The organism is Pseudoalteromonas sp. J2K-J599 (assembly GCF_059295115.2).
Map to the genome: position 1 here is coordinate 1,322,913 of NZ_CM200271.1, position 21,877 is coordinate 1,344,789.

A 21,877-nucleotide genomic window follows, 5' to 3' on the forward strand; every position below is an offset into this window, starting at 1 on the left:
GATATTTACTTGTTTATTAAGTTTTTACGTTGCATATGTGTTGTGAGCGCTTTAATTGCGACAAATAGCTATGCGGCAGAAAAAGTCATAGAAGATTACGAAATTAAAGGGTTAAGTGGTGATTTAGAAAATAACGTAGCCCTTTATCTCAAGCAATTAATTGGTGAAAAACCAACCCGTACACTTCGTCGTTATGCCCAAAAGCAAGTACAAAATAGCATTAAAGCACTTGGTTATTATAGCCCGACCGTCGAGGTTATTTATGATAAAGACGATAGCGAGTTAATTGTTAAAGTTGAGCGAGGTCCTGCAACTCGCATAGAAGCAATTAATATTACGCTAAACGGCGATGGCCAAAATGATACTCAATTACAGGCATTAATTAAAAATACCAACTTAAAACAAGGTGATGTTTTAAATCATGGTAGATATGACTCTGCTCATAAAAAAATAGAATCTATGCTATTGGAGCTTGGCTATTTTGATGCAAAGTGGCCAGCGCGCAAATTAGAAGTGTCACTTAAGAAAAATAGTGCTGTTATTACTTTTGTAATTGATACTGGGGTTAGATATCAGTTTGGCGATATAAAAATTGCCAGTAATACGCCTGCTGAAAAATACATACGCTCGCTTGCGCCTTTTACTCAGGGTCAACCTTATAAATCAACACATATTGCTGACTATAATTTGGATTTATCAAGCACCCCTTATTTTGCAAGCGTGCGAGTTTACGCCGATATTGCTGCGCGTAAAAATGGCCAAGTACCTATTAAGGTAGATGTGTTGCACAAGCCTGCAAATAGCTATGAAATTGGCGGCGGTTTTAGTACTGACTTAGGGCCCAAAGTGCGTTTTAAATGGAGTAAACCGTGGATCACAGAAGACGGCCATTATCTCGAAACTAATTTAAATGTGGCGCAAAGGCAGCAAGATATTTCCATGGCTTATACCATTCCAGTTGATGATCCGAATGATGATTTATGGCGTTTTTCTGCTGGTTATAAATTAGAAGATGAGCTCACAAACGACACTTACAGTGAAATATTAACTGGGCAGGTTCAGCGCCAATGGTTAACCGAAAATAAGTGGGTGCGTACTGCATTTTTACGCCGCGACCAAGAAACCTACCGCATCGGTGATGAAGAGGAAGAAAGCACAGAAATGTTAATGCCGGGCATTAGCTACGCCCGCAAAAAATCAAAAGGCGGCACGACTCCATACTGGGGAGAGCAGTGGCTTATATCTGCTGAGTTTGGCTTAGATGATGTGCTTTCGAGTACTAATCTGATTAGGGTTCAAATGCAACATGCGTGGTTACGTACTTACTTAGATAAGCATTTAGTGTTTTTAAAAGCAAATGTTGGTGCAATGCTTGTTGATGATATTGAAAACGTACCTTACTCACTGCGTTTTTACGCAGGTGGTGATCAAAGTGTTCGTGGTTTTGCGTACCAATCAATATCGCCGGAAAATGATGATGGCGATCTCATCGGTGGTAAATACTTACTAACCAGTACAATAGAGTACAACTATCAGTTTGCTCAAAACTGGCGCGCAGCTTTATTTGTTGACGGTGGTACTGCGACGAATGATTTTTCTGATGATTTTGAAGTAGGCGCTGGTTTTGGTTTTCGCTATTTAACACCTGTTGGCCCAGTGCGTATAGACCACGCTTGGGGATTAACAAAAGAAAGTAAAAGCACACGTTTAAGTATTACCATAGGGCCAGAAATTTAATGTCAGTATTAAAAAAGATAACAGCCGCCGTAAGTGCTATTTTTGTCACGTTAGTTGTCGCACTATTTTGTTTGTTATTTACCGCACCCGGTAATCAATTTATTGCTTATAGTGCAAACAAAGCGGTAGATGGACTACATATTGAAATTAAAAATGGCCGTTTTATTTATAATGATGCCTTTAATGTGCGCTTTACTAGCAACGGATTGGACTTTAATGCACAACAATTGAAAATTGATTTGTTTTGGTGGCAGTGCGATGGAATTTGTATAGATAACTTAAGTGCTAAATCTATAAATTTAACATTACCAAAAACTGCAGAGTCACAAGAAGAAGCCGCGGCAGAGCCGCTTGAAAAAATCAGCTTACCTTTTAATATTGCTGTAAAAAACATTGCGATCAATAAATTTACGCTAGAGCATCCAAGTGCAAACGTAAGCGTTAATAACTTTAAACTCTCAGCAAAAGCAGAGGGTTCAAAGCTGACGGTTAAAAGCCTGAATATTCCCACCATACTTGTTGCTTTAAAAGAGCAAGAACAAGATGCGAAAACACAAATGGCGCAAAATACTCAAGCGCCTTTGACGCACCTACCCGCACTGCCTAATATAGAATTTACTTCACCACTTGATTTAGTTGTTGAAGACTTTGAAATAGCTAACATTACGATTGAGCAAAACGAAGCCCAGCATGTTATTGAAAACATCTCGCTGCAATTAAGTGTGGAAGATGCGGTTATTAATTTAGAGTCATTCTCAGCAAAGTATGAGCAGTGGCAGCTTAATACGCACCTTAATGCTGAGCTTGCAGGAAATTTGCCCATAAAAGGGAATGTTGTTTTACAAAGTGATGAGCACCAAGCCAATTTGCAGTTGAATGGCGACTTATCAAATCTAAACTTAAATTTAGAAACGCAGGGACAATATCCGCTTAGTTTAACGGCAACGGCAAATTTAAAGCAAAAAAACTATCCGTTTGAGTTAAATGGCAAAATTAAACAGTGGCTTATTGATGCACAAAGTAATGAGCTTAAAGTGCGAAATGTAAGCCTTAACGCACAAGGTAATGCCGACGATTACCAGCTTAGCCTTCAGGGGAATAGCCAATTAGGCGCGTACCCAGCTGTTGACTTAAATACCCAATTAAAAGGCAGTCTCACCAAAGCAACTTTACAAGCGCTAAGCATTAAAGCGAACGAAAGCAGTGCAACTATACAAGCCAATGTTGATTGGCAAAAAGGCATACAGGCTAACTTTAATGGCACGCTTGCTAACTTAAAAGCGCAGTACTTAACTGATGCCGCTACCAGTGATATTTCAGGAGAGTTTAAAGGCTCGTTTAATGCAGCTGACGACAAGTGGCAGCTACAAATGAATAATACAAAGTTAAACGGATTACTTAACGACGTGCCACTAGAATTTGCCTCGAACTTTAAGCTCGACAACACGTTAAAAGCTAATATTGATAGTTTTTATTTAAGTAGTGGCACCAATAAATTAGCACTAAGCGGGCAAGTTGATGACACTTGGCAGGTTGATGGCAAAGTAACGCTTAAAAGTGATGAAAAAGCTAATATTCCATTTACTGCTGATGGCAACGCAAATTTAAAAGTGAGAGGGGAAAGGTTGACGCCTTCTGTTGATTTAGCGCTAATACTCGATCGCTTTATTTTTGATGAAATAAACATTAATAAATTATCAGTAAAAGGGCAGTTAGATACCGCAGCCGATTGGCAAACCGATGTTTCGGTAAGTGTTGGTTCGGCGCTTGTAGCCGAACAGCAAATTAATAGCGTTAAAATTGATATTAGCGGGGATAAAACAGATCACCAACTTACGGCATCTGTAGATGCTGAGCAAGGCAGTGTAGAGTTTGAAGTTAATGGCAAAATTAATAATACCACTTGGAATGGCGAGCTTAGTAATGTAACGCTCAGCGATAAAAAGCTTAGTTTTAGTAATACTAAAAATATTGCCATTATGGTTAATACGCAAAGTGGCGACTTTGATGTAAGTGCACATTGTTGGGCATCTGAGCAAAGTAAATTGTGCATAGACACCTTAGCCCAATCAAAAAACCTCGGTCAGCTAAATGCTAAACTAAGCAATTTAGCTCTTGAGGAGCTTAAGCACTTTTTACCTAATAGCATTCGTACTCGCGGTAATATAACTGGCGATGTAGCACTTAATTGGCAAAGTGGTGCGCTTAAAACATTACGCGCAAATATCGATTCTAGCGACTTAGAAGCGGTGCTTACCTCGGAAGAAGATCGTTTTAAATTACCAATCGAAACTCTAACTGTTAGTGCATTTTCGGACTCTCAAGTTGGCAAGCTTGAAGCTAATTTAGAATCAAGTGTGCTTGGTAAAATAAACACACAAATTGATATTGACGACATACAAAATACGCAAGCGCTTAACGGCACTATTAATATTGATAAAATACTCCTTTCAGACTTACAACCATTTCTTGAAACCCTTGAGCAGTTAAAAGGTGATATTAGTGGAAAAGTCGCGTTAGCAGGTACGTTAAAAGATCCATTATTAAATGGCGAGCTTAATGTGAGCGATATTAGTTTGGAGGGCGAGCAATTGCCTATAGCGCTGCAAAAATCAAATATAAACGTATTGTTTGATAAAACAACAGCCACAATAAAAGGCAACTTAAACGACAACCAGGGCGGTAAAATAAACCTCACCGGTGACGTTGATTGGCAAGGTGCGCAACCTGCTGTAAATGTGGCGGTAGTTGGCGATCAGTTTTATGTACGCGCGCAGCAAGGGGTTACTTTTAAAGTATCGCCGGATTTAAAAATAGGCTTGGCTAATAATGCACTCAAGCTTGCTGGTGAGGTAGTTGTGCCTTACGGTCGTATAATGATTGAAGAGCTTCCTGAGGGCGCAGTGCAAGTTAGCGATGATGAAATTATTGTTGATCAAAAAACCGAGGCCACCGAAACAGTTCCGTTTGATTACGACATAGATTTAAAAGTGATTGTTAAAAACGATGTAAAAGTAGAATCGTTTGGCTTGGAATCAAAAGTTGCGGGTGATTTAGCGATAAAAATGAGTCAAGGTGCACCAATTATAGCCACAGGTGAGCTTAACTTAATTGAAGGTACTTACTTAGCCTTTGGGCAAGATTTAATAATCAGCACCGGGCAAGTAGGTTTTAGCGGTTCAATTGAACAACCATTTTTAAATATTAAAGCAATACGTAACCCCGATACGACTGCAAATGGTGTCATTGCAGGGGTTACGCTTACGGGTAATGTTGAACAACCAACGCTTAAAATATTTTCTGAGCCTGCGATGGATCAAGCACAAGCACTCGCATATTTACTTAATGGCCAACCTTTAGGCGATGGAGAAAGTTCGTCAAGCGATGCTATGCTCACACAGTTATTACTTTCTCAAGGGGTTAGCCGCAGCGAAGGGGTTGTTTCTAAGGTAGGTGAAACCTTTGGGTTATCAGATGTAAGTTTAAGCTCATCAGGTAGTGGTGATAGTACCAAAGTAGAAATATCAGGATACGTAGCACCCAGTTTGCAAGTTAAATATAGCGTGGGTGTATTTGATTCGCTCAGTGAAGTGGCTGTGCGTTATCAGTTACTTTCACAGTTATACATAGAAATAACAAGCGGCCTATATCAAAATGTTGATGTGCTATATAAGTTTGATTGGGAATAACCAAAACTATAATAATTATAAGGATATAAGCGATGAAAAAAATTATATTGCCAGCTCTGCTTAGTGTTTTATTGAGCGGTTGTGCTCAACAACTAGGTGATGATTTTGCTAAACAAGAGCTACCTTTATTGAGCGCGAGTGAGGTAATTGCTAGTGCAACAGATAATGACTGGCGAGTAGTGGATGCTCAAAATATTTTAAAGGTAACGCTGCCAACGGGCGATGCGTATATTGAACTTAATGAACAGCTTGCCCCAAAGCACGCTCAAAACATTAAAAAGTTAGCGCGAGAAGGGTTTTATAAAAACACCAGCGTTTATCGGTTTGTAGAGGGTTTTGTAGCGCAAGGTGGCGACAGCTCGGGTAAAAAGTTAATTAAAACTGCAGATAAAACAGTTCCAGCTGAGTTTTATTTAACAACAAACAAACCACTTTTAATTACTGAGCTAAATGGCGACGGATATGCACCAGTTACCGGCTTTTTAAACGGCTTTGCAGTAGCTCAAAACTCAGCACATACGCAAACATGGCAAGTGCATTGTAGTGGCGTGTTTGCCATGGCGCGCGACAACGATAAAAATAGTGCGAGTACGGAGTTTTTTGTAACAATAGGGCAAGGCCCGCGCTACCTTGATAAAAATATTACGGTGTTTGGTCGATTGCTCGAAGGTATAGAGCATTTTAACCGTTTAGCGCGCACACCAAGTGAAGGTAAAGCATTTAACCCAATTACCAATATACAAGTACTTGGTGATGTACAAAGCGATAAAAGTATATTTAAAGTGATGAAAACAAACTCACCGGTGTTTAAAAACTTAATAAATGCTCGTAAAAACCGTGTTGAACCATGGTTTGTTAAAGCACATAACTACGTTGACGTGTGTGGTATGCCCATACCCACTAAGCGCGAAGTTATACCAATTCCAATAAATAGCTGATCTATTTTACTTGCTAAAACAACCCATTTCTTTGTTGTAAATTTCGCAAAGGGAACAACCATTTACATCAATTTACGCCTAGAACTGAATTGTTTTTTCGGCGTAAAATTTAGATCACATACTTAATGGAATTGGTATTAATTAAAAAATGTAAAAAGGAGCCTAGGCTCCTTTTTTAATACTCATATTCCAGTTTAAAATAACCTACTGACGATTAATTTTAACTGCAAATGGCGTATCGTTATAATGCGTAGAGCGATACGGGTTTATATCAAGCCCACCGCGACGAGTATAACGCGCGTAAACCTCTAATTCTTTAATATTAAGTTGTGTTGTTAAATCGCTATAAATACGCTCAACACACTGCTCATGAAATTCGTTATGCGTTCTGAACGAAATTAAATAACGCAATAACGATTCGCGACATATTTGCTCGCCTGTGTATCGTATAATGACACTTGCCCAGTCAGGCTGGGAGGTAATTAAACAGTTCGACTTAAGTAAGTGGCTGTAGAGCGTTTCAGTAACTACTTCATCACTTTTTGCTTTAAGTGAATTAGCATCAATATCGTAATTATTAATCACAATATCTAAATCATCAATACATTCACCTGGCAGCGCTGTACACGGTAAGCAATTGTAATCATCAGGATTATATAAAGTCACTTTGACAGGGCTGTTAACCGCGTTTGATAAATCATCAATTAAATGCTGTTTTACTACATCAATGCTTTCAAATCGGGTTTGGTTAAAGCTATTTAAATAAAGTTTAAACGACTTTGACTCAATAATATGGCTGCTTTGGCATTCAAATGTAAATAAGGCCACGGCAACTTGCGGTTTACCTTTATTGTTTAGCCATGAAAGCTCGTAACCTGTCCAAATGTCTTGGCCTTTAAATGGAAGCTCTGCTTCGTCAATATTTAAAGCATCACGATTTAGTTTGCGCGCAATAGGGAAAAGCAAGCTTGGCGTGTACACATCTACATACTCAGTAGATTGGCCTAATACGCTACCTTTAAGGTCTGGAGAATTGCTGTAATCTGTCATGTTTGCTCTTAAATAGTTACAATAGGGACATTATATCTAATTTAAATGAGTTTCACAGTATGTCTGTTGCATTGCTTATAGAACAACTTCATCAAACATTTAGCGAAAATACCCTTAAAAACACTACAAAGTACCCACTTATTGCGCATGACGAGCAATGGCCAAGCCCATGTGAAGTTGGTGAGGTTGACGAGCAAGGAAACATTCAATGGCAGGGGGCGCGTCAGCGACCTGCAGGTTCGCTTAATGATTTAGCCAGTGCACTAGAACTTGAGTTTCCAAAAGCGCTTAGCGAGCTATACGGACATATGTACGGTGGAAGTATTTTAGCAAGTATTGATGGGCATCAGGTTGAATTACTACAAGCATGGAACGAAGAAGACTTTAATTTGCTACAGCAAAATATCACGGGCCACGTGTTAATGAAACGCAAGCTCAAGCAGCCAGAAACAGTGTTTATTGGTTTAACAGATCAAGATGATTTGCTAGTGAGTGTATTGGTGCACACTGGCGAGGTATGCTTAGAGCACGTAGGCAAAAAAACACACCATGTACTTGCACCTAACATTAATGCTTTTTTAAAGGCGTTAGAGGTTTAAAACGTGTTTAATAAATCAGCTTAGCGTTATCACTAAGCTGATTTTAAGCGCTTATTAAAGTAGTTACTGAAAATCCCACGATATATTAGACACCAAGCCACACGGCTCACACCTAAAGTCGAATAACCCAAACCACGATTCAGGTAATTTCCAGTCGCCATTACAACTAGGGCACTTTCGTTCAAGTTCAGACGCTTTATCTACGCCGCCTACACGGTATAAATAATAATAGGTTGGCTTTTTAGTTAAAAAACTAATTCGCTTTGTTATGTCTTTTCCGCGTCTGTATAAGTCGCTTTGAATACTCGATATTTCTTCAAGCGCCGGAAATTCACAACGGGTTGCGCCATTAATTTGAATTTGATCGCAGGCTTGCCAATCTTCTTGCCATTTTATAAGCGTTTTATAGTCACCATTAGCAATTGCCGGAATACGAAATAGCGGCACAGGCAAAAAGTCATCACCACAATAAAGCGGGCTGCACGTATGCACATAGGTTGTATATAAAATATAACTTGATGGTTCTTTGCAGCAATCAGCACCGTTGGAGTGAATATCTTGTCCGATCACTTTTACTTTTGGCGCAAGTAGCCCAGCACTATGTAACTTTTCGATACTGTGCTTAACAAACGGGCTGTTATTTAGCGGGTGCATTGCATCTTCAGTAGGGCACATTACGCGGGTAATAAAAAATCCATCTTTTAAAACGGTTGGAAATTCTTCTCCCATTATTTGACCATTAAAACGCAGTGCATTTACTAAGCGATTTATTGCTTGTTCGGCTTGTTCTAGGGTGGTGTCTTGGTAGCAATCAAAAGTTAAATCAACAACGAACATTTATAGTCTCAAATTATTTTTGTTCTAGCAGCGCAAGAAGTTTATCGAGTTTTTGCTCAATTCTATCTAATTGACTTGTTTTAAGCTCAGTATTATCTGACTGCTGTGGGTTTCTCATGAAGTTATTAATTGAATCAGGATTGTTTTTATATTGGCTTACTGCTGCAATAATCATCGGCATTGGAACCGGTTGCGCCAAACGGCTTTTAGTTAGTGCTACAGTAGGGGTTTTGCCTTCATCGAGAAGGGCTTTGATTGCATCAAATACAACTGAATTCATTAGATATATAACTCTTTAATAAAATAAATACGCAGCATATAAATGCTGCGCAGATGCTATGTTAGCAATAAATAAGGGAGGGTACATTAAATAAAATTACTTACTTTGACGAATGCGTACATCTAACTCGTCAATTACTTCACTCCAATCTCCGTCTTGTGCAAGGGATTCAGCTAAAAAGTGCTGTTGTGCCTCATCCCAAAAAGAAGCTTCTTGGAGTAATGTTGTGTCTTCTAATTCATGTGAGGCAATAAACGCATCTATTTGCTCATCACTATTTGGTAATCCAAGCTGTGCAAAAAGTGTGTTAATGTCGTGTTTTGTCGTATCCATGATATTGCTCCTTTAAATGAATGAAAATTCATACTAGTACCTAACTGTACCTCCTGCTAGTTAAACTCTCGCTGAATTTACGGTTAATAATTTTAGGTATATAGTTAGGTTTAAAGTTAAACAGCCTATAGCTAAAATAATAAAGGAAATACAATGAGTGTAACCACACCAGCTGATACGTTCAGCGTACAGTATTTAGCTGCAGAAGATATTAGTACTGCAGCGAGCCTAATTTATCAGGCTTATCATGACGATCCTGTATTACTAAACATGCTTAGCTACAATGACGAAAATAAATCAGTTTACGAAAAAAAATTACGATCATTAATTCGCGAAGAGCTCAGTAGTTTTTGGCAAGAAAAACAGCCATTAATTGGTTTATACCGCAACGATAAATTAAAAGCAGTAGCGTGTGTATTTGAATCTAATAGCCAATTACAAGCGCAGCGTTATTGGCACTGGCGTTTAAAATTAATGCTGAGTGCGGGCTACTTACAAACAAATCAATTAATAGATAAAGAACAAACAATTAGAGACGCCCTTAAACAAAAAGGCAATTACTATTTTTTAGCTTTTATTGCCGTAGACCCACATTTTCATGGACAAGGCTTTGGCCGTTACTTACTACGTGGGCTGGATGATTTAGTTAAATGTAACGCTGAGTCAACGGGGATGGCTGTATTTGTAACACGTAAGGAGCACATTGAATTTTTTAAAACTGAAAAGTTTGAAGCTTTTAAACACCTTACTTTTAATCAAGTAGAGGGCGAGTTACTGTTTAAATCAATAATTGAGCCAACTATTTAAAATTATAATGTGAGCCAATGCGCCCAAACGGACATAAGACCGTGAGATATATCTCACATCATCGTAAGCATTGTCACTTAAAGGCTACTAATAAGTAGCCTTTTTTGTTCTAAGTCATTGTTCTGCAGTGTTTATTTTGTTTTTTCATTTTTGTGACGTTTATTTATTTAGTGTTAAGTCCTATTTCTCCCCCCTGATTGCTTTAAACTTCTCTTTGTCAAGACGACATAGCTCAATGATTGAGTTACTGCCAAGGATAAGGAATAGGCAACATAGCAGACGCTAGCAGGAAGCATAAAGGACAAGCTAAAACGGATACAAGGAAGAATAAGGAAGTGCATGAAGCACTTAGTAGCTAGGAGTTACTTTAGGATAATCACGGATGACGCTACAGGAAGTAGCAGGAGCGTTAGTTTACGCAGGACTGCCAAGATGGCAAGTGGACATTGCAGGATGCAAAAAGTGGCAGGAGCTACTTTAAAGGATTACTAGGGATGATGCTACGGGACGTAGCCAAACGATAGATTTCGTGGGTTTGCCAAGATGGCTATGGATATTGCAGGATGCAAAAGTGGCAGGAGCTACTTAAAAGGATTACCAAGGATGATGCTACGGATGTAGCCAAACGATAGATTTCGTGGGTATGCCAAGGTGGCCATGGATATTGCAGGATGCAATGTGAGGGTAAACAAGGTTGTTTACTCGTTCAGGGGATGATAATACGGATTTAAGATAATGGATATCTAGCAGGATGCAGTCCAATTGGGGCGTAACTTTAGTTACGCCTTAGTTTTTTGTGTTGAATTAAATTTATTAATTTAAGACACACACTCTTAAAGTATATTAAGTTTATATTTTATGCGGTGGAACAACCACACTTTTCAAAAACTCATTCTCCATAATTAACACACCTTGATAAGCATTTTCACCGTCGCTTGAAAACTCAAATATAAATTCACTTTTAATGCCTGGCTTGCCGTTCTTTAAAAAACCAAAGCGGCGTTTTGTGCATGCAACACTCATCAACTGCACCTGCAGTTGCTCACTTTGACGTTTAGCATGAACGTTCGCCGCTTCAGCAACCTTTCGGTTAAGCCAAAATAAGTAAATTACACTACCAATAAGTATGAACGTCCATAAACTTGCCATTTAAGAGAATAACCTTCCAATTGCACGCGCGAGGGTTTCGCTACGATTTTCTTTACGTAATAAGCCTAATAAATGCGGGCGAATAGTTGGTATTGCAACTAAGTCAGCAAAAATACTTGGAAACAGTTCTTCAATTTTTTGATGATGCGCGCAATTATCCATAAATACATGTAAGCGTTCAGGGTTTTCTAATTGTTTAAAACACCGCCCAGCTATTGTTAGTAACACGTCAGAGTCGTGCTTCACTGGTGAGCTTAGTACAGTATCAACTAATTGAGCGCATAACCCTTGAGCTTGACCTTTTGAAGCTGATCTTAGTGCTGCGGTTATAGCCACTGTGTCGTTGTTACTAATTGCACCCTGGGTGTAATCAACAAGTAACTCACTCATTGATGTTGGTATTTCAACGTGTTCAAGCATTGCACTGAGTGGTTGTAGTACTTCAATAGGTAAATGCGCCCATGCTTTTTGCAGATTACTTAAGTTTGTATCGCTGTCTAAGCGTAGTGCAAAATCGGCAATACCCTGTAGTGCAACACTTTGCCAATTATCAAAACCAATTTTACCGCTAAAGTACAGTTGTGCATGCTCGTAATACTGCGATGCAGGCTGTTTTAATAGTACTTTTACTTGGGCGTTAAATGCTGCTAATTTATTTGCGTTTGGTGTAAAAACATAAGGGTTATTATCAAGCTTTCCATCGGCTTGTTCGCCTGTAATTTCAGTGCCTAGCGCTTGAATAACCATATCAGCAAAATGATCGCGACTAGCACTTACCAGCATGCTTTGCTCATCAAGTGGAAACTTTAAAAACCATACATACGGTTCTTTACTGGCTTTAGTATCCCAAAATTGAATAGCGAGCCATGCATGACCAGCAAGTGGATAAGGGTAAGGCACTTGAGCTTGTTCAATAGCTAAAAATTGTTTTTTATCAAGCTTAGTAATGTGCCTGCCAATATCAAAAGCACGCCACTGAGTACCCGCACCATCTAAAAGCTGACCTAATGTAGCTATTTGATCACTCATTGTTTTCTCAACTGTTTTTACTGCAAAATTACATTAATTATACGTCATAGCCGCCTATGAGGGAACAGGGTATAATTGCATTACATATATAAAAGAGGGTGGTTATGTACCAGCAAACCCAAACTTATTTAGTGCAGCTAACGGCACTTTTACAAAAACACGCGCTTTGGCAAAGTGAGCCAATAGACGCTGATGCACTGCTTTCAAATACTCCTTTTTGTCACGATACAATGGCGTTTGAGCAGTGGTTACAATTTGTATTTATTGATAAAATACAGCTATTAATAACGCACAAGCAACCACTGCCACGTAACTTTGCTATTGCCCCTATGGCGCAAATGACACTTGTGAATAAAGCGGGGAGCGATGAAATAATTGAATTACTAACAGCCCTTGATACCTTTTTAGGAGAACCAAATGAGTGAGCGTCCAGCGCCTATTGAATATGGCGAGCTGACTATTTTGTATCAAGATGAAAACTATGTGGCTATAAATAAGCCTTCAGGTTTATTAGTGCATCGCTCGTTTTTAGATAAACACGAAACCCAGTTTGCTATGCAAATGTTGCGCGACCAGCTAGGGCAACATGTATTTCCAGTACATAGGCTCGATAGACCTACGTCGGGCGTATTGCTGTTTGCATTGAACTCGGAAGCTGCTCGCGATATGAACCAGCTATTTATTGAAGGTACTATTGCTAAGCGCTATTTGGCCTTAGTGCGCGGCTTTGCGCCAGAGTCAGTATTTTTAGATAAACCGCTTAAAGAAGAACTTGATAAAATAGCCGATAAGTTTGCAGATCAAGATAAAGCACCGCAAGAAGCGCAAACCCAGTTTAATTGCTTGCACCAAGCTGCATTGCCTATTCCTATAGGTAAGTATCCAACAGTGCGTTACTCGTTAGTTGAGTGTTTTCCAAAAACCGGGCGAAAGCATCAAATTCGCAGACACTTAAAGCACTTATCACTGCCTATCATTGGTGATGTAAATCATGGTGATAACCAGCATAATCAATTTTTTAGAGAGCATTTTGAGCTAAGACGCTTAATGTTATTTGCAACAGAGCTTAGTTTTGTGCACCCTTATAGTAATGAATCAATAACAATTAAAGCGCCACTAGGTGAAGACATGCTTGAAATATGTAAGCAGCTAGGTTGGCCAGAGCAAGAAAAGGATTATTAATGGCACATATTAGTATTTTTGTAGGCAGCGTTAATGGCGGTGCAGAGCGTTTAAGCGATGAAGTTGCAGCCACAATTGAGCAAGCGGGTCATAATGCTACAGTAATTACTGAAGCATCACTTGATGATATAAAAAATGCATCGCATATTTTAATTGTTACCTCCACAACAGGCCAAGGTGATGTACCGAGTAATTTGGCCGGATTGTACTTTGCAATGAATAGCACTTTCCCAATGCTTACCGATAAACCGTTTGGTGTAATTGCAATGGGTGACAGATGTTACGGCGATACATTTTGTGGCGCAGGGCGAAGCTTTGACGAGCTACTTCGTGATTTACAAGCAAAGCCTGTGGGCAACCGCCTAGAAATAGATGCATGTGAAGATTTTGAACCGTGGCCGGTAACCGAGCCTTGGTTAAAAGTATGGCTAGAAAAACTACCTGCTTAACCCTTAATTTTAAGGTATTAAAAAAGGAGCGCATGCGCTCCTTTTTACTTTTTTACTTTTAATATAGTTTTATAAATTAACTACTTCTGACATCAACTTTAAGTTTTAGCTTTTGGCCAGGTTGTAAGTATTTTTGACCGGCTAAATTATTCCACTTAATAATTTCGTTAACGCTTAGATTAAACTTAGACGCAATACGTGCAAGTGAGTCACCACGGCGTACTTTGTATGTAATAGTACGGTTGGTACTTGCCGTTGCTTGTGGTTTATTAGCTGACTTATACACAGTAAGTTTTTGATTTAGGCGCAGTACAGAGTTTTTCTTTAGCTTATTCCATTTAGCCAACTCATCCATAGTTACGTCATATTCGCGGCTAATGTCCCATAACGTGTCGCCACTTTTAACTGTGTGCGAAAGCTTTGTGCGAGTTGCTTTATTAGCAGCTAAACGCATCTGCTTTGGTAAATGTTCGCTATTTATAGCGCCATCAGTAAGCGGGACTAGTAACTCTTGGCCTACTTTAATCGTATTTGATTTGAGTTTATTAAGCGATCGGATTGCACTTGAGCTCGTTGTAAATTTTTTGGCAATTACTGATAAGCTGTCGCCTCGAGCCACAATATAACGCTGCCAGCGTAATCTGTTTTTAACATCAGTGTTTGCTAGTTTTTGGCTAAATTGCTCTGCTTTATCTACTGGCAGTAATAAAGAATGTGGGCCATTAGGATCAGTTGCCCAGCGATTAAAACCGGGGTTTAATCTGTATAGCTCAGTAAGCGTCATATCGGCCATATCAGCAGCAAGCGCTAGATCTATTTGCGAGCCAACATCAACCACTTCAACCACTTGTGCATTAATTACTGGTTGCCATGTAACGTTAAAATCATCTGAGCGTTTTAATAAATCGGCAAGTGCTAATAACTTTGGTACGTAGGCTGTTGTTTCGCTTGGTAAATCAAGAGACCAAAAATCGGTAGGTAAATGCTTTTTACGATTCTTTTTAATTGCGCGCATCAAGCGCCCTTCACCTGAATTATAAGCAGCAATCGCATTTAGCCAATCGCCTTCAAGTGTTTTATGTAAATACGATAAGTAGTCAAGTGCTGCGCGAGTCGACTGCACTATGTCGCGACGACCGTCGTACCACCAGTTTTGTTTTAAATCGAATCGCTCACCGGTTGCAGGCATAAACTGCCAAATGCCCGATGCGCTGCGATTAGAATAACCAAACGGGTCAAATGCGCTTTCTACAATAGGCAGTAGTGCAATTTCGATTGGCATTTCGCGCTTTTCTACTTCTTCAACAATAAAGTGTAAGTAAGGTTCTGCACGTTTAGAAATACGATCTAAATAGGCTTGGTGGCGAGCGTAATAATTACGTTCAGTAACAACAGGGCGGTTTTGCGGTATTTCGATAGAAAGTTGGTAGCGAATTCGCTCCCACACATCATCAAACACGGGAGCTTCTTGCTCATCAGAGTCAACTTGCTGATATTGTGCGTTTACCATCAATGCATTGTTAATGTCGTTAGGACTTGCGCCTTCGAGTTGTTGGTTTGCTTGCGTGGCAACTTTAGAGTCTGACTCTAATGTTGTCAGTGTTTGACAACCACTTAGCGCTAACGCCAAGGCTACTAATAGGGGAGATTTATTCATAAATACCAATACATCGGGTAAAAAACTCGGCGAATACTACCTGCTATGAGTTAACATTGCCACTTAATGACATTTTAAAACGCAGAAATAGAATCATCACTATATCTTAAGTTAATGATTCTAATAAAATAAATATTAAAGTATTAGTTTTTGCATTAAAAATTGTCTTTGAACTGTCTCAGACTCGCAAAGTTTCCCCAAGGTTCATTGTTTTTTGTAACCGAGATAAATTTCTCGGGCACTAACTCTATAATGGTTGGCAAATCGCTACGCATAAATGGATTTATTTTTAGCTCCTGTCCAATAGAGGTCGGTAGAGAAATTTGATTATTACTGCGTAATACATCTACTTTTTTACTGTACGCGAGTAGTTCTGGATTGCGTGGTTCAACTGCTTTGGCAAAGGCAAGATTAGCTTGCGTGTATTCGTGTGTGCAATACACAACACAGCTTGCAGGCAGCTCTCTTAGTTTATTAAAAGATTTCCACATTTGCTCTGGCGTGCCTTCAAATAAGCGCCCACATCCGCCGCTAAATAATGTATCGCCTGTAAAAGCAAGTTCATCATTTGTGTAACAAATATGATCAAGCGTGTGCCCAGGAGTTGCTAAAATAGTAAAGTTAATATTAAGCACACTGATGCTTTGTCCATCAGTGAGTGCGTGAGTGACGCCTTTAAATGGACTATTTGCAGGGCCATAAACCGATATATCTGGATAGGCGTCAACTAATTCAGCTACGCCATCAGTGTGGTCGTAGTGATGATGCGTAATTAAAATACCACCAAGCGTTAGTTTGTGCTCAGCTAAGTACGTTAATACGGGATGTGCTTGGCCTGGATCGACTACCCATGCTTGGTTACTGTTATCGGTAGTTAAACACCAAATGTAATTATCAGAAAAGGCTTTAATTGCTTTGACTTGCACCATGGTAAATTGCTCTATAAAGTGACACTTATCACATAGTATAACGAGCTCAAAAAATGAAACCAGCCCTTAGTTTTCAAGAAGGACCCAAACCACTGTCGTGGCAGCAGTTTCCTCATGGGGATTATTTACGCACAGATATTGAACGTAAAATGGAGCAATGGCTACCGCGTATGTTTGGCTATCATATGCTTAAGTTGGGTAATTTAAGTGGCGAATTAAACACAAGTATAAGTACGATTAAACACCAAGTGTGTGTTGCAGAGCCTGGGCCTTACACCGGGGTAGTTGCTGACATAGATGAATTGCCATTTTACGAGCACAGTATTGATGCCTGCATACTAAGCCACTGCTTAGAGTATCATTCAGACCCACATCACATTTTACGAGAAGCACATCGCACGCTTATTCCGGGTGGTTATATACTAGTGACTGGTTTTAACCCGTTTAGTTTGTGTGGGCTTGCACAAATGTTGCCTTTTAGTGGTCAGAAATTACCATGGACGGGGCGCTTTTTTACCCCTGCGAGGGTTAAAGATTGGCTAAATTTATTGGGTTTTGAAATTGTAAGTGACGAACGTTTTATTTATTCATCACTGGCAAGAGGTAACAGGTTATCAAGATTTGAGTTTTGGCGGACTTTTGCAAAACAGTATTTAAAACCAATGGGCAGTGTTTATATGCTGGTGGCACGAAAAAGAGTTGCGCCACTTACGCCAATAAAACCTAAGTGGCATGCTAGGCCGCAATTTGCACCAGTAAAAGGGGCAGGGCTTAGACAAACGTCAAAGCAACACTTTAAATCGTGCGAGCAAAAAAATAATACCAATTGCATTAAGTAAGTGATCTATTATAGCGCTAAGAAAATAGCACATTAACAAGGCGAAAATTGTGACATATAGTTGTTCTATATGAATAATTTTTAACGCAGTTAGTGAGTTATTTAATGCGATAGAATGAACATGTTTTTAATAAAATTGGTATAACAACTAGCTTAGAATAAATTTAAGGCTGGTAGCCTACATCTTCTAGTAAATCTTTACTGCCAGCGGCATCGCGGGCTAAATCGTCAACTATTTCGTTGTATTTATTGCCGCTATGCCCTTTAACCCACTTCCAAGTTACATTGTGCTCGCTACAGGCTTTATCTAGGCGTTTCCATAAATCGACGTTTTTAACCGGCTTTTTAGCTGATGTTAACCAGCCACGTTTTTTCCAGTTAGTGATCCACGATTCAATGCCTTGTTTAACATATTGGCTATCGGTTGTTAGGTTTACTTCGCATTCTCGAGTGAGTGATTCTAGGGCTACAATAGCCGCGAGCATTTCCATTCGGTTATTTGTTGTGAGTATATAACCTTGGCTCATTTCTTTTTCGTGGCCGTTATAAATCATAAAAATACCATAACCGCCGGGGCCTGGATTACCTAAACATGAGCCGTCGGTGTAAATCTCTACGGTTTTTTGCACTGTTTTACCTTGATCTTATGTACAATAAAGTGATTATAGAAAGATACCAGAATCAGGCTAAATTCGATATGGCACGTAGACAAATAGTTTTAGATACAGAAACCACCGGCATCGACCCTAAACAAGGGCACCGTATTATAGAAATTGGTTGTGTGGAGTTAGTAAACCGTCGTTTAACAGGCAATAACTTTCACGTTTATATAAACCCACAACGGCCAAGTGAAGAAGAAGCAATCGACGTTCACGGTATCACTAACGAATTTTTACGTGATAAACCACTGTTTCATCAAATTGCCCAAGAGTTTTTCGACTATATTGAAGGGGCAGAGTTAGTTATTCATAACGCACCGTTCGATGTTGGTCATATGGATAATGAATTTGCACTACTTAATCAGGGCTATCCTAAAACAGAGACTTTTTGTCAAGTTCTCGACACGCTTAAAATGGCGCGTGACTTGCATCCAGGTCAAAAGAACAATCTTGATGCATTATGTCGTCGTTACGATGTAGATAACGCAAAGCGAACACTTCATGGCGCGCTACTGGATTCTGAAATTTTAGCCGATGTTTACCTTGCCATGACGGGTGGTCAAACAAAGCTGAATTTGAATCAAAACAAAGATGACGGCAGCGAGCAACAGAAAGGCGGTATAAAGCGTTTAAATAGCGATAGAGCCCCATTAGTTGTATTGCGAGCAAGCGACGCTGAGCAAAGCGCACACGAAGCACGATTAGATCTTGTAAACAAAGAAGGCGGCCAATGTATATGGCGCGCTAAATAAGGCGATTTAATGAAAACGATGTATTTTGTAACAGCGTTATGTGCCGCTAGTTTATTTACTGGCAATGCATATGGCGTAAAACAAGTAGAAGTGCTCAAGCGCGATGGGCATCAAAATGAGATCCCTTTACTTGATAATCGTTTTCGCATAGATAGCAAAATAGATGAAATAACACTGCTGTTTTTTAGAAAATCAGGTGCACCTGCTGTTATTTTAGTGCGGCCCGATGGCAGTAAGTACTTTGCTACTGACTCAGTTAAAAACCCTAACTTAGATTGGTTTGACGAACTCAGCTACGATTTAGTTACCATAAAAAAACCTATGGCAGGTCCTTGGCAAGTAATAGGCAGTATTTTGCCCGATAGCAGAATAGTTGTATTAGGCGAAATATCTCTTGAGGCAGAGCCTCTTCCTTCAATGTTGTTTAGGGGGGAGACAATAAAAATCACCGGGAAAATACTAAACGACGGTGAGCCAATTAACACAAACCTATTTAGGGATGTTGTGAGCCTTAATGTTGACTTTGTAAGTACCAACAATGAAAACTTTGCTAACTTTGGCGCAGGCATTCAAGAAGTAGCGGAATTTAAAGACGATGGACGTGGGTTTGATGAGCGCCCTAAAGATGGTGTGTTTACCGGCGAGTTTACTTTAGATTTTCCTGCGGGTGAATGGACACCAGAGCTTTACGTGGCAACACCTCTGCTGCAGCGTCGCATTGTGCAAAATACAATAGAAGTGCACGAGCCACCTTTTGTAACCGAAGTCGCGTTAGCAGAGCAAGACACAGACGAGCATCTGTTAACTATAAATATAGACCCAAGTATTGTTAAGCCAGAAACAGTCATCATCCAGGGAAAAATATACTATCCCAATAACGAAGAGCAAATGTTTACCATAGATGCTGCAGCTAAAGACTCACGTCAGCTTAGTGTTAAAAATTATGATTGGGGTAGATATAGTGTTGAACTGTCTGTTTTTGGCACTAATATTAATGGCCGTGAATTTATGGCAACGCTACCAACGTATAAATTTGAGATAGAACGACCCATAGAAGCGGTGCCCGAAATTGATTCGGCAACAATTACTACGCCAGATAAAATGATTGAGAGTGAGCCTGTTGAAGAAAAAATGGCCACATCGGCAATTATTAGTTTAATTGTAGGCTGCAATACGCTCATTTTATTACTCGGTTGGTTGTTAATTCGTATATTTGTTCAGAAAAAACCGATTAAATTTAAAGTGAAGCTGCCTTTTTTAAAGAAAAAGAAAACAAGTGAAGGTGGTGTTGCCGACACAGAAAAAAATCAAGTCGGTAAAAATGGCTCAAAAAATGACAGATCAGGTGAAATTTTAAACCTTTCGATGACAGATGACTAAAAAACCTATAAAAAAACAAAAAAGCCCTTGACGAAATAGGGGTTGGTTCGTATTATTCACGCCGCTGTCAGGGAGACCTAAACAGCAACGAAAATATGGAGTGGTAGTTCAGTTGGTTAGAATACCGGCCTGTCACGCCGGGGGTCGCGGGTTCGAGTCCCGTCCACTCCGCCATTTTCGTAAAACTTGTAAGTAAAAGCTGGAGTGGTAGTTCAGTTGGTTAGAATACCGGCCTGTCACGCCGGGGGTCGCGGGTTCGAGTCCCGTCCACTCCGCCAACACTTACACAACGTATGGTTGTAAAACATATTCTTATTATGGAGTGGTAGTTCAGTTGGTTAGAATACCGGCCTGTCACGCCGGGGGTCGCGGGTTCGAGTCCCGTCCACTCCGCCAATAAGAAAAAATAATAGTTTAAATATGCGCTGGAGTGGTAGTTCAGTTGGTTAGAATACCGGCCTGTCACGCCGGGGGTCGCGGGTTCGAGTCCCGTCCACTCCGCCAACTATTTAAACAACGTTATATTACAAAATTTGTATGCTGGAGTGGTAGTTCAGTTGGTTAGAATACCGGCCTGTCACGCCGGGGGTCGCGGGTTCGAGTCCCGTCCACTCCGCCAACAAATTAAGTAATAACAAGTATAATGATATCTCTGCGGAGTGGTAGTTCAGTTGGTTAGAATACCGGCCTGTCACGCCGGGGGTCGCGGGTTCGAGTCCCGTCCACTCCGCCATTTGATATCATGATTAAAATTAGTAAGTGCATTACCCCATGCACATACCACTGCGGAGTGGTAGTTCAGTTGGTTAGAATACCGGCCTGTCACGCCGGGGGTCGCGGGTTCGAGTCCCGTCCACTCCGCCACTTGTTATTTCCTCAATAACAAGCTTATAAAATCCTTGATTAAATAATTTAGTAAAACATTCTTTGGCTATCAGCTATCAGCTATCAGCTATCAGCTATCAGCTATCAGCTATCAGCTATCAGCTATCAGCTATCAGCTATCAGCTATCAGCTATCAGCTATCAAATACATCCCTTGCACGAACCTGCTTATATTCCTTATTGTATCAATACCTATATCAATCTGCCGATGCTCTGGTTAAGTGCTTGTGCATTGCGCTGTATCCCTTCTTTCGTAACTTTGAAACTTTTACCGCAGTTAACTTAACGCCAGGTTTAACCCCAATTCGCTTAATTAAGTAATCTATTTTGATGTAAGAAAAGCATGTCGATAATAAGGAATAATTCGTTATTTAGTTGTTTTCGGCAAATGATCCTGCATTGCTCTATCTCCTGCATCCATGCAGTCGTATATCAGAGACTTTTAACACTGCTAGGCAGGCTCTAAGTATTATTGCTAATTGGTATAGTCATTAACTTTATAGTGTTGTACTTGTAGAGCTCTTGAGAGGGTTTAAGTTTTTACAGGAGTATAGAGATGAATTAAGGGTATTTAATCAATACAGAGCTTTTAGGGTTGGTTAGATGTCAGAGCTGCCTGTTATACCAAGCTGTATAATTATTTAAACAATCTAACGAATTAAACTATTCCATCACGTTGTTAAAACTTTTTATTGTGCA

20 protein-coding genes and 7 tRNA genes are annotated in these 21,877 nt (G+C 39.7%); 18 read left to right on the top strand and 9 right to left on the bottom strand.

The window, feature by feature from the left end:
- Positions 1–9 precede the first annotated feature (9 nt).
- Genes AC5NT5_RS05995 through AC5NT5_RS06005 form a run of 3 tightly spaced genes read left to right on the top strand, consistent with a single transcriptional unit; the run spans position 10 to position 6,364 of the window.
- Positions 10–1,737: an autotransporter assembly complex protein TamA gene (locus tag AC5NT5_RS05995; RefSeq protein WP_182675675.1), complete on the top strand. Its 1,728-nt coding sequence runs from the start codon at positions 10–12 to the stop codon at positions 1,735–1,737.
- A complete protein-coding gene (tamB, locus tag AC5NT5_RS06000; protein ID WP_494514255.1) occupies positions 1,737–5,426 on the top strand; it encodes an autotransporter assembly complex protein TamB in 3,690 nt (1,229 codons plus the stop codon). The genes AC5NT5_RS05995 and tamB overlap by 1 nt, the downstream gene beginning before the upstream one ends.
- A 32-nt stretch (positions 5,427–5,458) precedes the next feature.
- Positions 5,459–6,364, top strand: coding sequence for a peptidylprolyl isomerase (locus tag AC5NT5_RS06005; protein ID WP_494514254.1), 906 nt, complete (start codon positions 5,459–5,461; stop codon positions 6,362–6,364).
- A gap of 204 nt (positions 6,365–6,568) precedes the next feature.
- Here the strand turns inward: AC5NT5_RS06005 and queF are convergent, their stop codons facing one another.
- Positions 6,569–7,414, bottom strand: coding sequence for an NADPH-dependent 7-cyano-7-deazaguanine reductase QueF (gene queF, locus AC5NT5_RS06010; protein WP_182675672.1), 846 nt, complete (start codon positions 7,412–7,414; stop codon positions 6,569–6,571).
- 59 nt (positions 7,415–7,473) lie between these two features.
- On the opposite strand from queF, the gene syd reads away from it, so the two are divergent.
- Positions 7,474–8,013, top strand: coding sequence for a SecY-interacting protein (gene syd / locus AC5NT5_RS06015; RefSeq protein ID WP_165744940.1), 540 nt, complete (start codon positions 7,474–7,476; stop codon positions 8,011–8,013).
- A 63-nt stretch (positions 8,014–8,076) separates the two neighbouring features.
- Here syd and AC5NT5_RS06020 read toward each other — a convergent pair whose 3' ends face one another.
- The 3 genes from AC5NT5_RS06020 to AC5NT5_RS06030 all read right to left on the bottom strand — a co-directional run bounded on the left by AC5NT5_RS06020 (position 8,077) and on the right by AC5NT5_RS06030 (position 9,463).
- Positions 8,077–8,850, bottom strand: coding sequence for a Zn-ribbon-containing protein (locus AC5NT5_RS06020; RefSeq protein ID WP_002958242.1), 774 nt, complete (start codon positions 8,848–8,850; stop codon positions 8,077–8,079).
- Positions 8,851–8,863: 13 nt separating this feature from the next.
- Complete coding sequence (locus tag AC5NT5_RS06025; protein ID WP_007378199.1) at positions 8,864–9,130, bottom strand: hypothetical protein; 267 nt, start codon at positions 9,128–9,130, stop codon at positions 8,864–8,866.
- A gap of 96 nt (positions 9,131–9,226) precedes the next feature.
- On the bottom strand, positions 9,227–9,463 hold the full coding sequence (locus AC5NT5_RS06030; protein WP_002958240.1) for a DUF2789 domain-containing protein: 237 nt from the start codon (positions 9,461–9,463) through the stop codon (positions 9,227–9,229).
- Positions 9,464–9,616: 153 nt separating this feature from the next.
- Here AC5NT5_RS06030 and AC5NT5_RS06035 point away from each other — a divergent pair, with 153 nt between their 5' ends.
- Complete coding sequence (locus tag AC5NT5_RS06035; protein WP_024597670.1) at positions 9,617–10,270, top strand: GNAT family N-acetyltransferase; 654 nt, start codon at positions 9,617–9,619, stop codon at positions 10,268–10,270.
- A gap of 849 nt (positions 10,271–11,119) precedes the next feature.
- Here the strand turns inward: AC5NT5_RS06035 and AC5NT5_RS06040 are convergent.
- Together AC5NT5_RS06040 and AC5NT5_RS06045 are read right to left on the bottom strand one after the other, a co-directional pair.
- The gene (locus AC5NT5_RS06040) at positions 11,120–11,419 is read right to left on the bottom strand and encodes a DUF3301 domain-containing protein (RefSeq protein ID WP_002963032.1); all 300 of its coding nucleotides are present in this window, start codon (positions 11,417–11,419) and stop codon (positions 11,120–11,122) included.
- Positions 11,420–12,448, bottom strand: coding sequence for a DUF3549 family protein (locus AC5NT5_RS06045; protein ID WP_182675671.1), 1,029 nt, complete (start codon positions 12,446–12,448; stop codon positions 11,420–11,422).
- Between the two features lie 104 nt (positions 12,449–12,552).
- On the opposite strand from AC5NT5_RS06045, the gene AC5NT5_RS06050 reads away from it, so the two are divergent.
- From AC5NT5_RS06050 to AC5NT5_RS06060, 3 genes are read left to right on the top strand one after another with little or no spacing between them, the layout of a single operon-like run.
- On the top strand, positions 12,553–12,873 hold the full coding sequence (locus tag AC5NT5_RS06050) for a YqcC family protein (protein ID WP_197118469.1): 321 nt from the start codon (positions 12,553–12,555) through the stop codon (positions 12,871–12,873).
- Positions 12,866–13,630: a tRNA pseudouridine(65) synthase TruC gene (gene truC / locus AC5NT5_RS06055; RefSeq protein WP_024597672.1), complete on the top strand. Its 765-nt coding sequence runs from the start codon at positions 12,866–12,868 to the stop codon at positions 13,628–13,630. The genes AC5NT5_RS06050 and truC overlap by 8 nt, the downstream gene beginning before the upstream one ends.
- The gene (locus tag AC5NT5_RS06060; protein WP_494514253.1) at positions 13,630–14,079 is read left to right on the top strand and encodes a flavodoxin; all 450 of its coding nucleotides are present in this window, start codon (positions 13,630–13,632) and stop codon (positions 14,077–14,079) included. Before truC ends, AC5NT5_RS06060 begins: the two co-directional genes overlap by 1 nt.
- Positions 14,080–14,155: 76 nt before the next feature.
- Here AC5NT5_RS06060 and AC5NT5_RS06065 read toward each other — a convergent pair whose 3' ends face one another.
- Complete coding sequence (locus tag AC5NT5_RS06065) at positions 14,156–15,736, bottom strand: LysM peptidoglycan-binding domain-containing protein (RefSeq protein WP_182675669.1); 1,581 nt, start codon at positions 15,734–15,736, stop codon at positions 14,156–14,158.
- A 155-nt stretch (positions 15,737–15,891) separates the two neighbouring features.
- Positions 15,892–16,665, bottom strand: coding sequence for a hydroxyacylglutathione hydrolase (gene gloB / locus AC5NT5_RS06070; protein ID WP_494514252.1), 774 nt, complete (start codon positions 16,663–16,665; stop codon positions 15,892–15,894).
- A gap of 53 nt (positions 16,666–16,718) precedes the next feature.
- Between gloB and AC5NT5_RS06075 the strand changes: the two genes are divergently transcribed.
- Positions 16,719–17,504: a class I SAM-dependent methyltransferase gene (locus tag AC5NT5_RS06075; RefSeq protein ID WP_002963022.1), complete on the top strand. Its 786-nt coding sequence runs from the start codon at positions 16,719–16,721 to the stop codon at positions 17,502–17,504.
- A 163-nt stretch (positions 17,505–17,667) separates the two neighbouring features.
- Here AC5NT5_RS06075 and rnhA read toward each other — a convergent pair whose 3' ends face one another.
- On the bottom strand, positions 17,668–18,132 hold the full coding sequence (rnhA, locus tag AC5NT5_RS06080; protein WP_182682292.1) for a ribonuclease HI: 465 nt from the start codon (positions 18,130–18,132) through the stop codon (positions 17,668–17,670).
- Positions 18,133–18,200: 68 nt separating this feature from the next.
- On the opposite strand from rnhA, the gene dnaQ reads away from it, so the two are divergent.
- The 9 genes from dnaQ to AC5NT5_RS06125 all read left to right on the top strand — a co-directional run bounded on the left by dnaQ (position 18,201) and on the right by AC5NT5_RS06125 (position 21,158).
- The gene (dnaQ, locus tag AC5NT5_RS06085; protein WP_149602937.1) at positions 18,201–18,914 is read left to right on the top strand and encodes a DNA polymerase III subunit epsilon; all 714 of its coding nucleotides are present in this window, start codon (positions 18,201–18,203) and stop codon (positions 18,912–18,914) included.
- Positions 18,915–18,923: 9 nt separating this feature from the next.
- Positions 18,924–20,294: a TIGR03503 family protein gene (locus tag AC5NT5_RS06090; protein WP_494514251.1), complete on the top strand. Its 1,371-nt coding sequence runs from the start codon at positions 18,924–18,926 to the stop codon at positions 20,292–20,294.
- Positions 20,295–20,391: 97 nt separating this feature from the next.
- A tRNA-Asp gene (locus tag AC5NT5_RS06095) sits at positions 20,392–20,468 on the top strand.
- 27 nt (positions 20,469–20,495) lie between these two features.
- Positions 20,496–20,572, top strand: a tRNA-Asp gene (locus tag AC5NT5_RS06100).
- A gap of 41 nt (positions 20,573–20,613) precedes the next feature.
- Positions 20,614–20,690, top strand: a tRNA-Asp gene (locus AC5NT5_RS06105).
- 31 nt (positions 20,691–20,721) lie between these two features.
- Positions 20,722–20,798, top strand: a tRNA-Asp gene (locus AC5NT5_RS06110).
- Between the two features lie 38 nt (positions 20,799–20,836).
- Positions 20,837–20,913 (top strand) — tRNA-Asp (locus tag AC5NT5_RS06115).
- Positions 20,914–20,950: 37 nt separating this feature from the next.
- Positions 20,951–21,027: transfer RNA gene (locus tag AC5NT5_RS06120), tRNA-Asp, on the top strand.
- Between the two features lie 54 nt (positions 21,028–21,081).
- Positions 21,082–21,158: transfer RNA gene (locus tag AC5NT5_RS06125), tRNA-Asp, on the top strand.
- Positions 21,159–21,877: the final 719 nt, after the last annotated feature.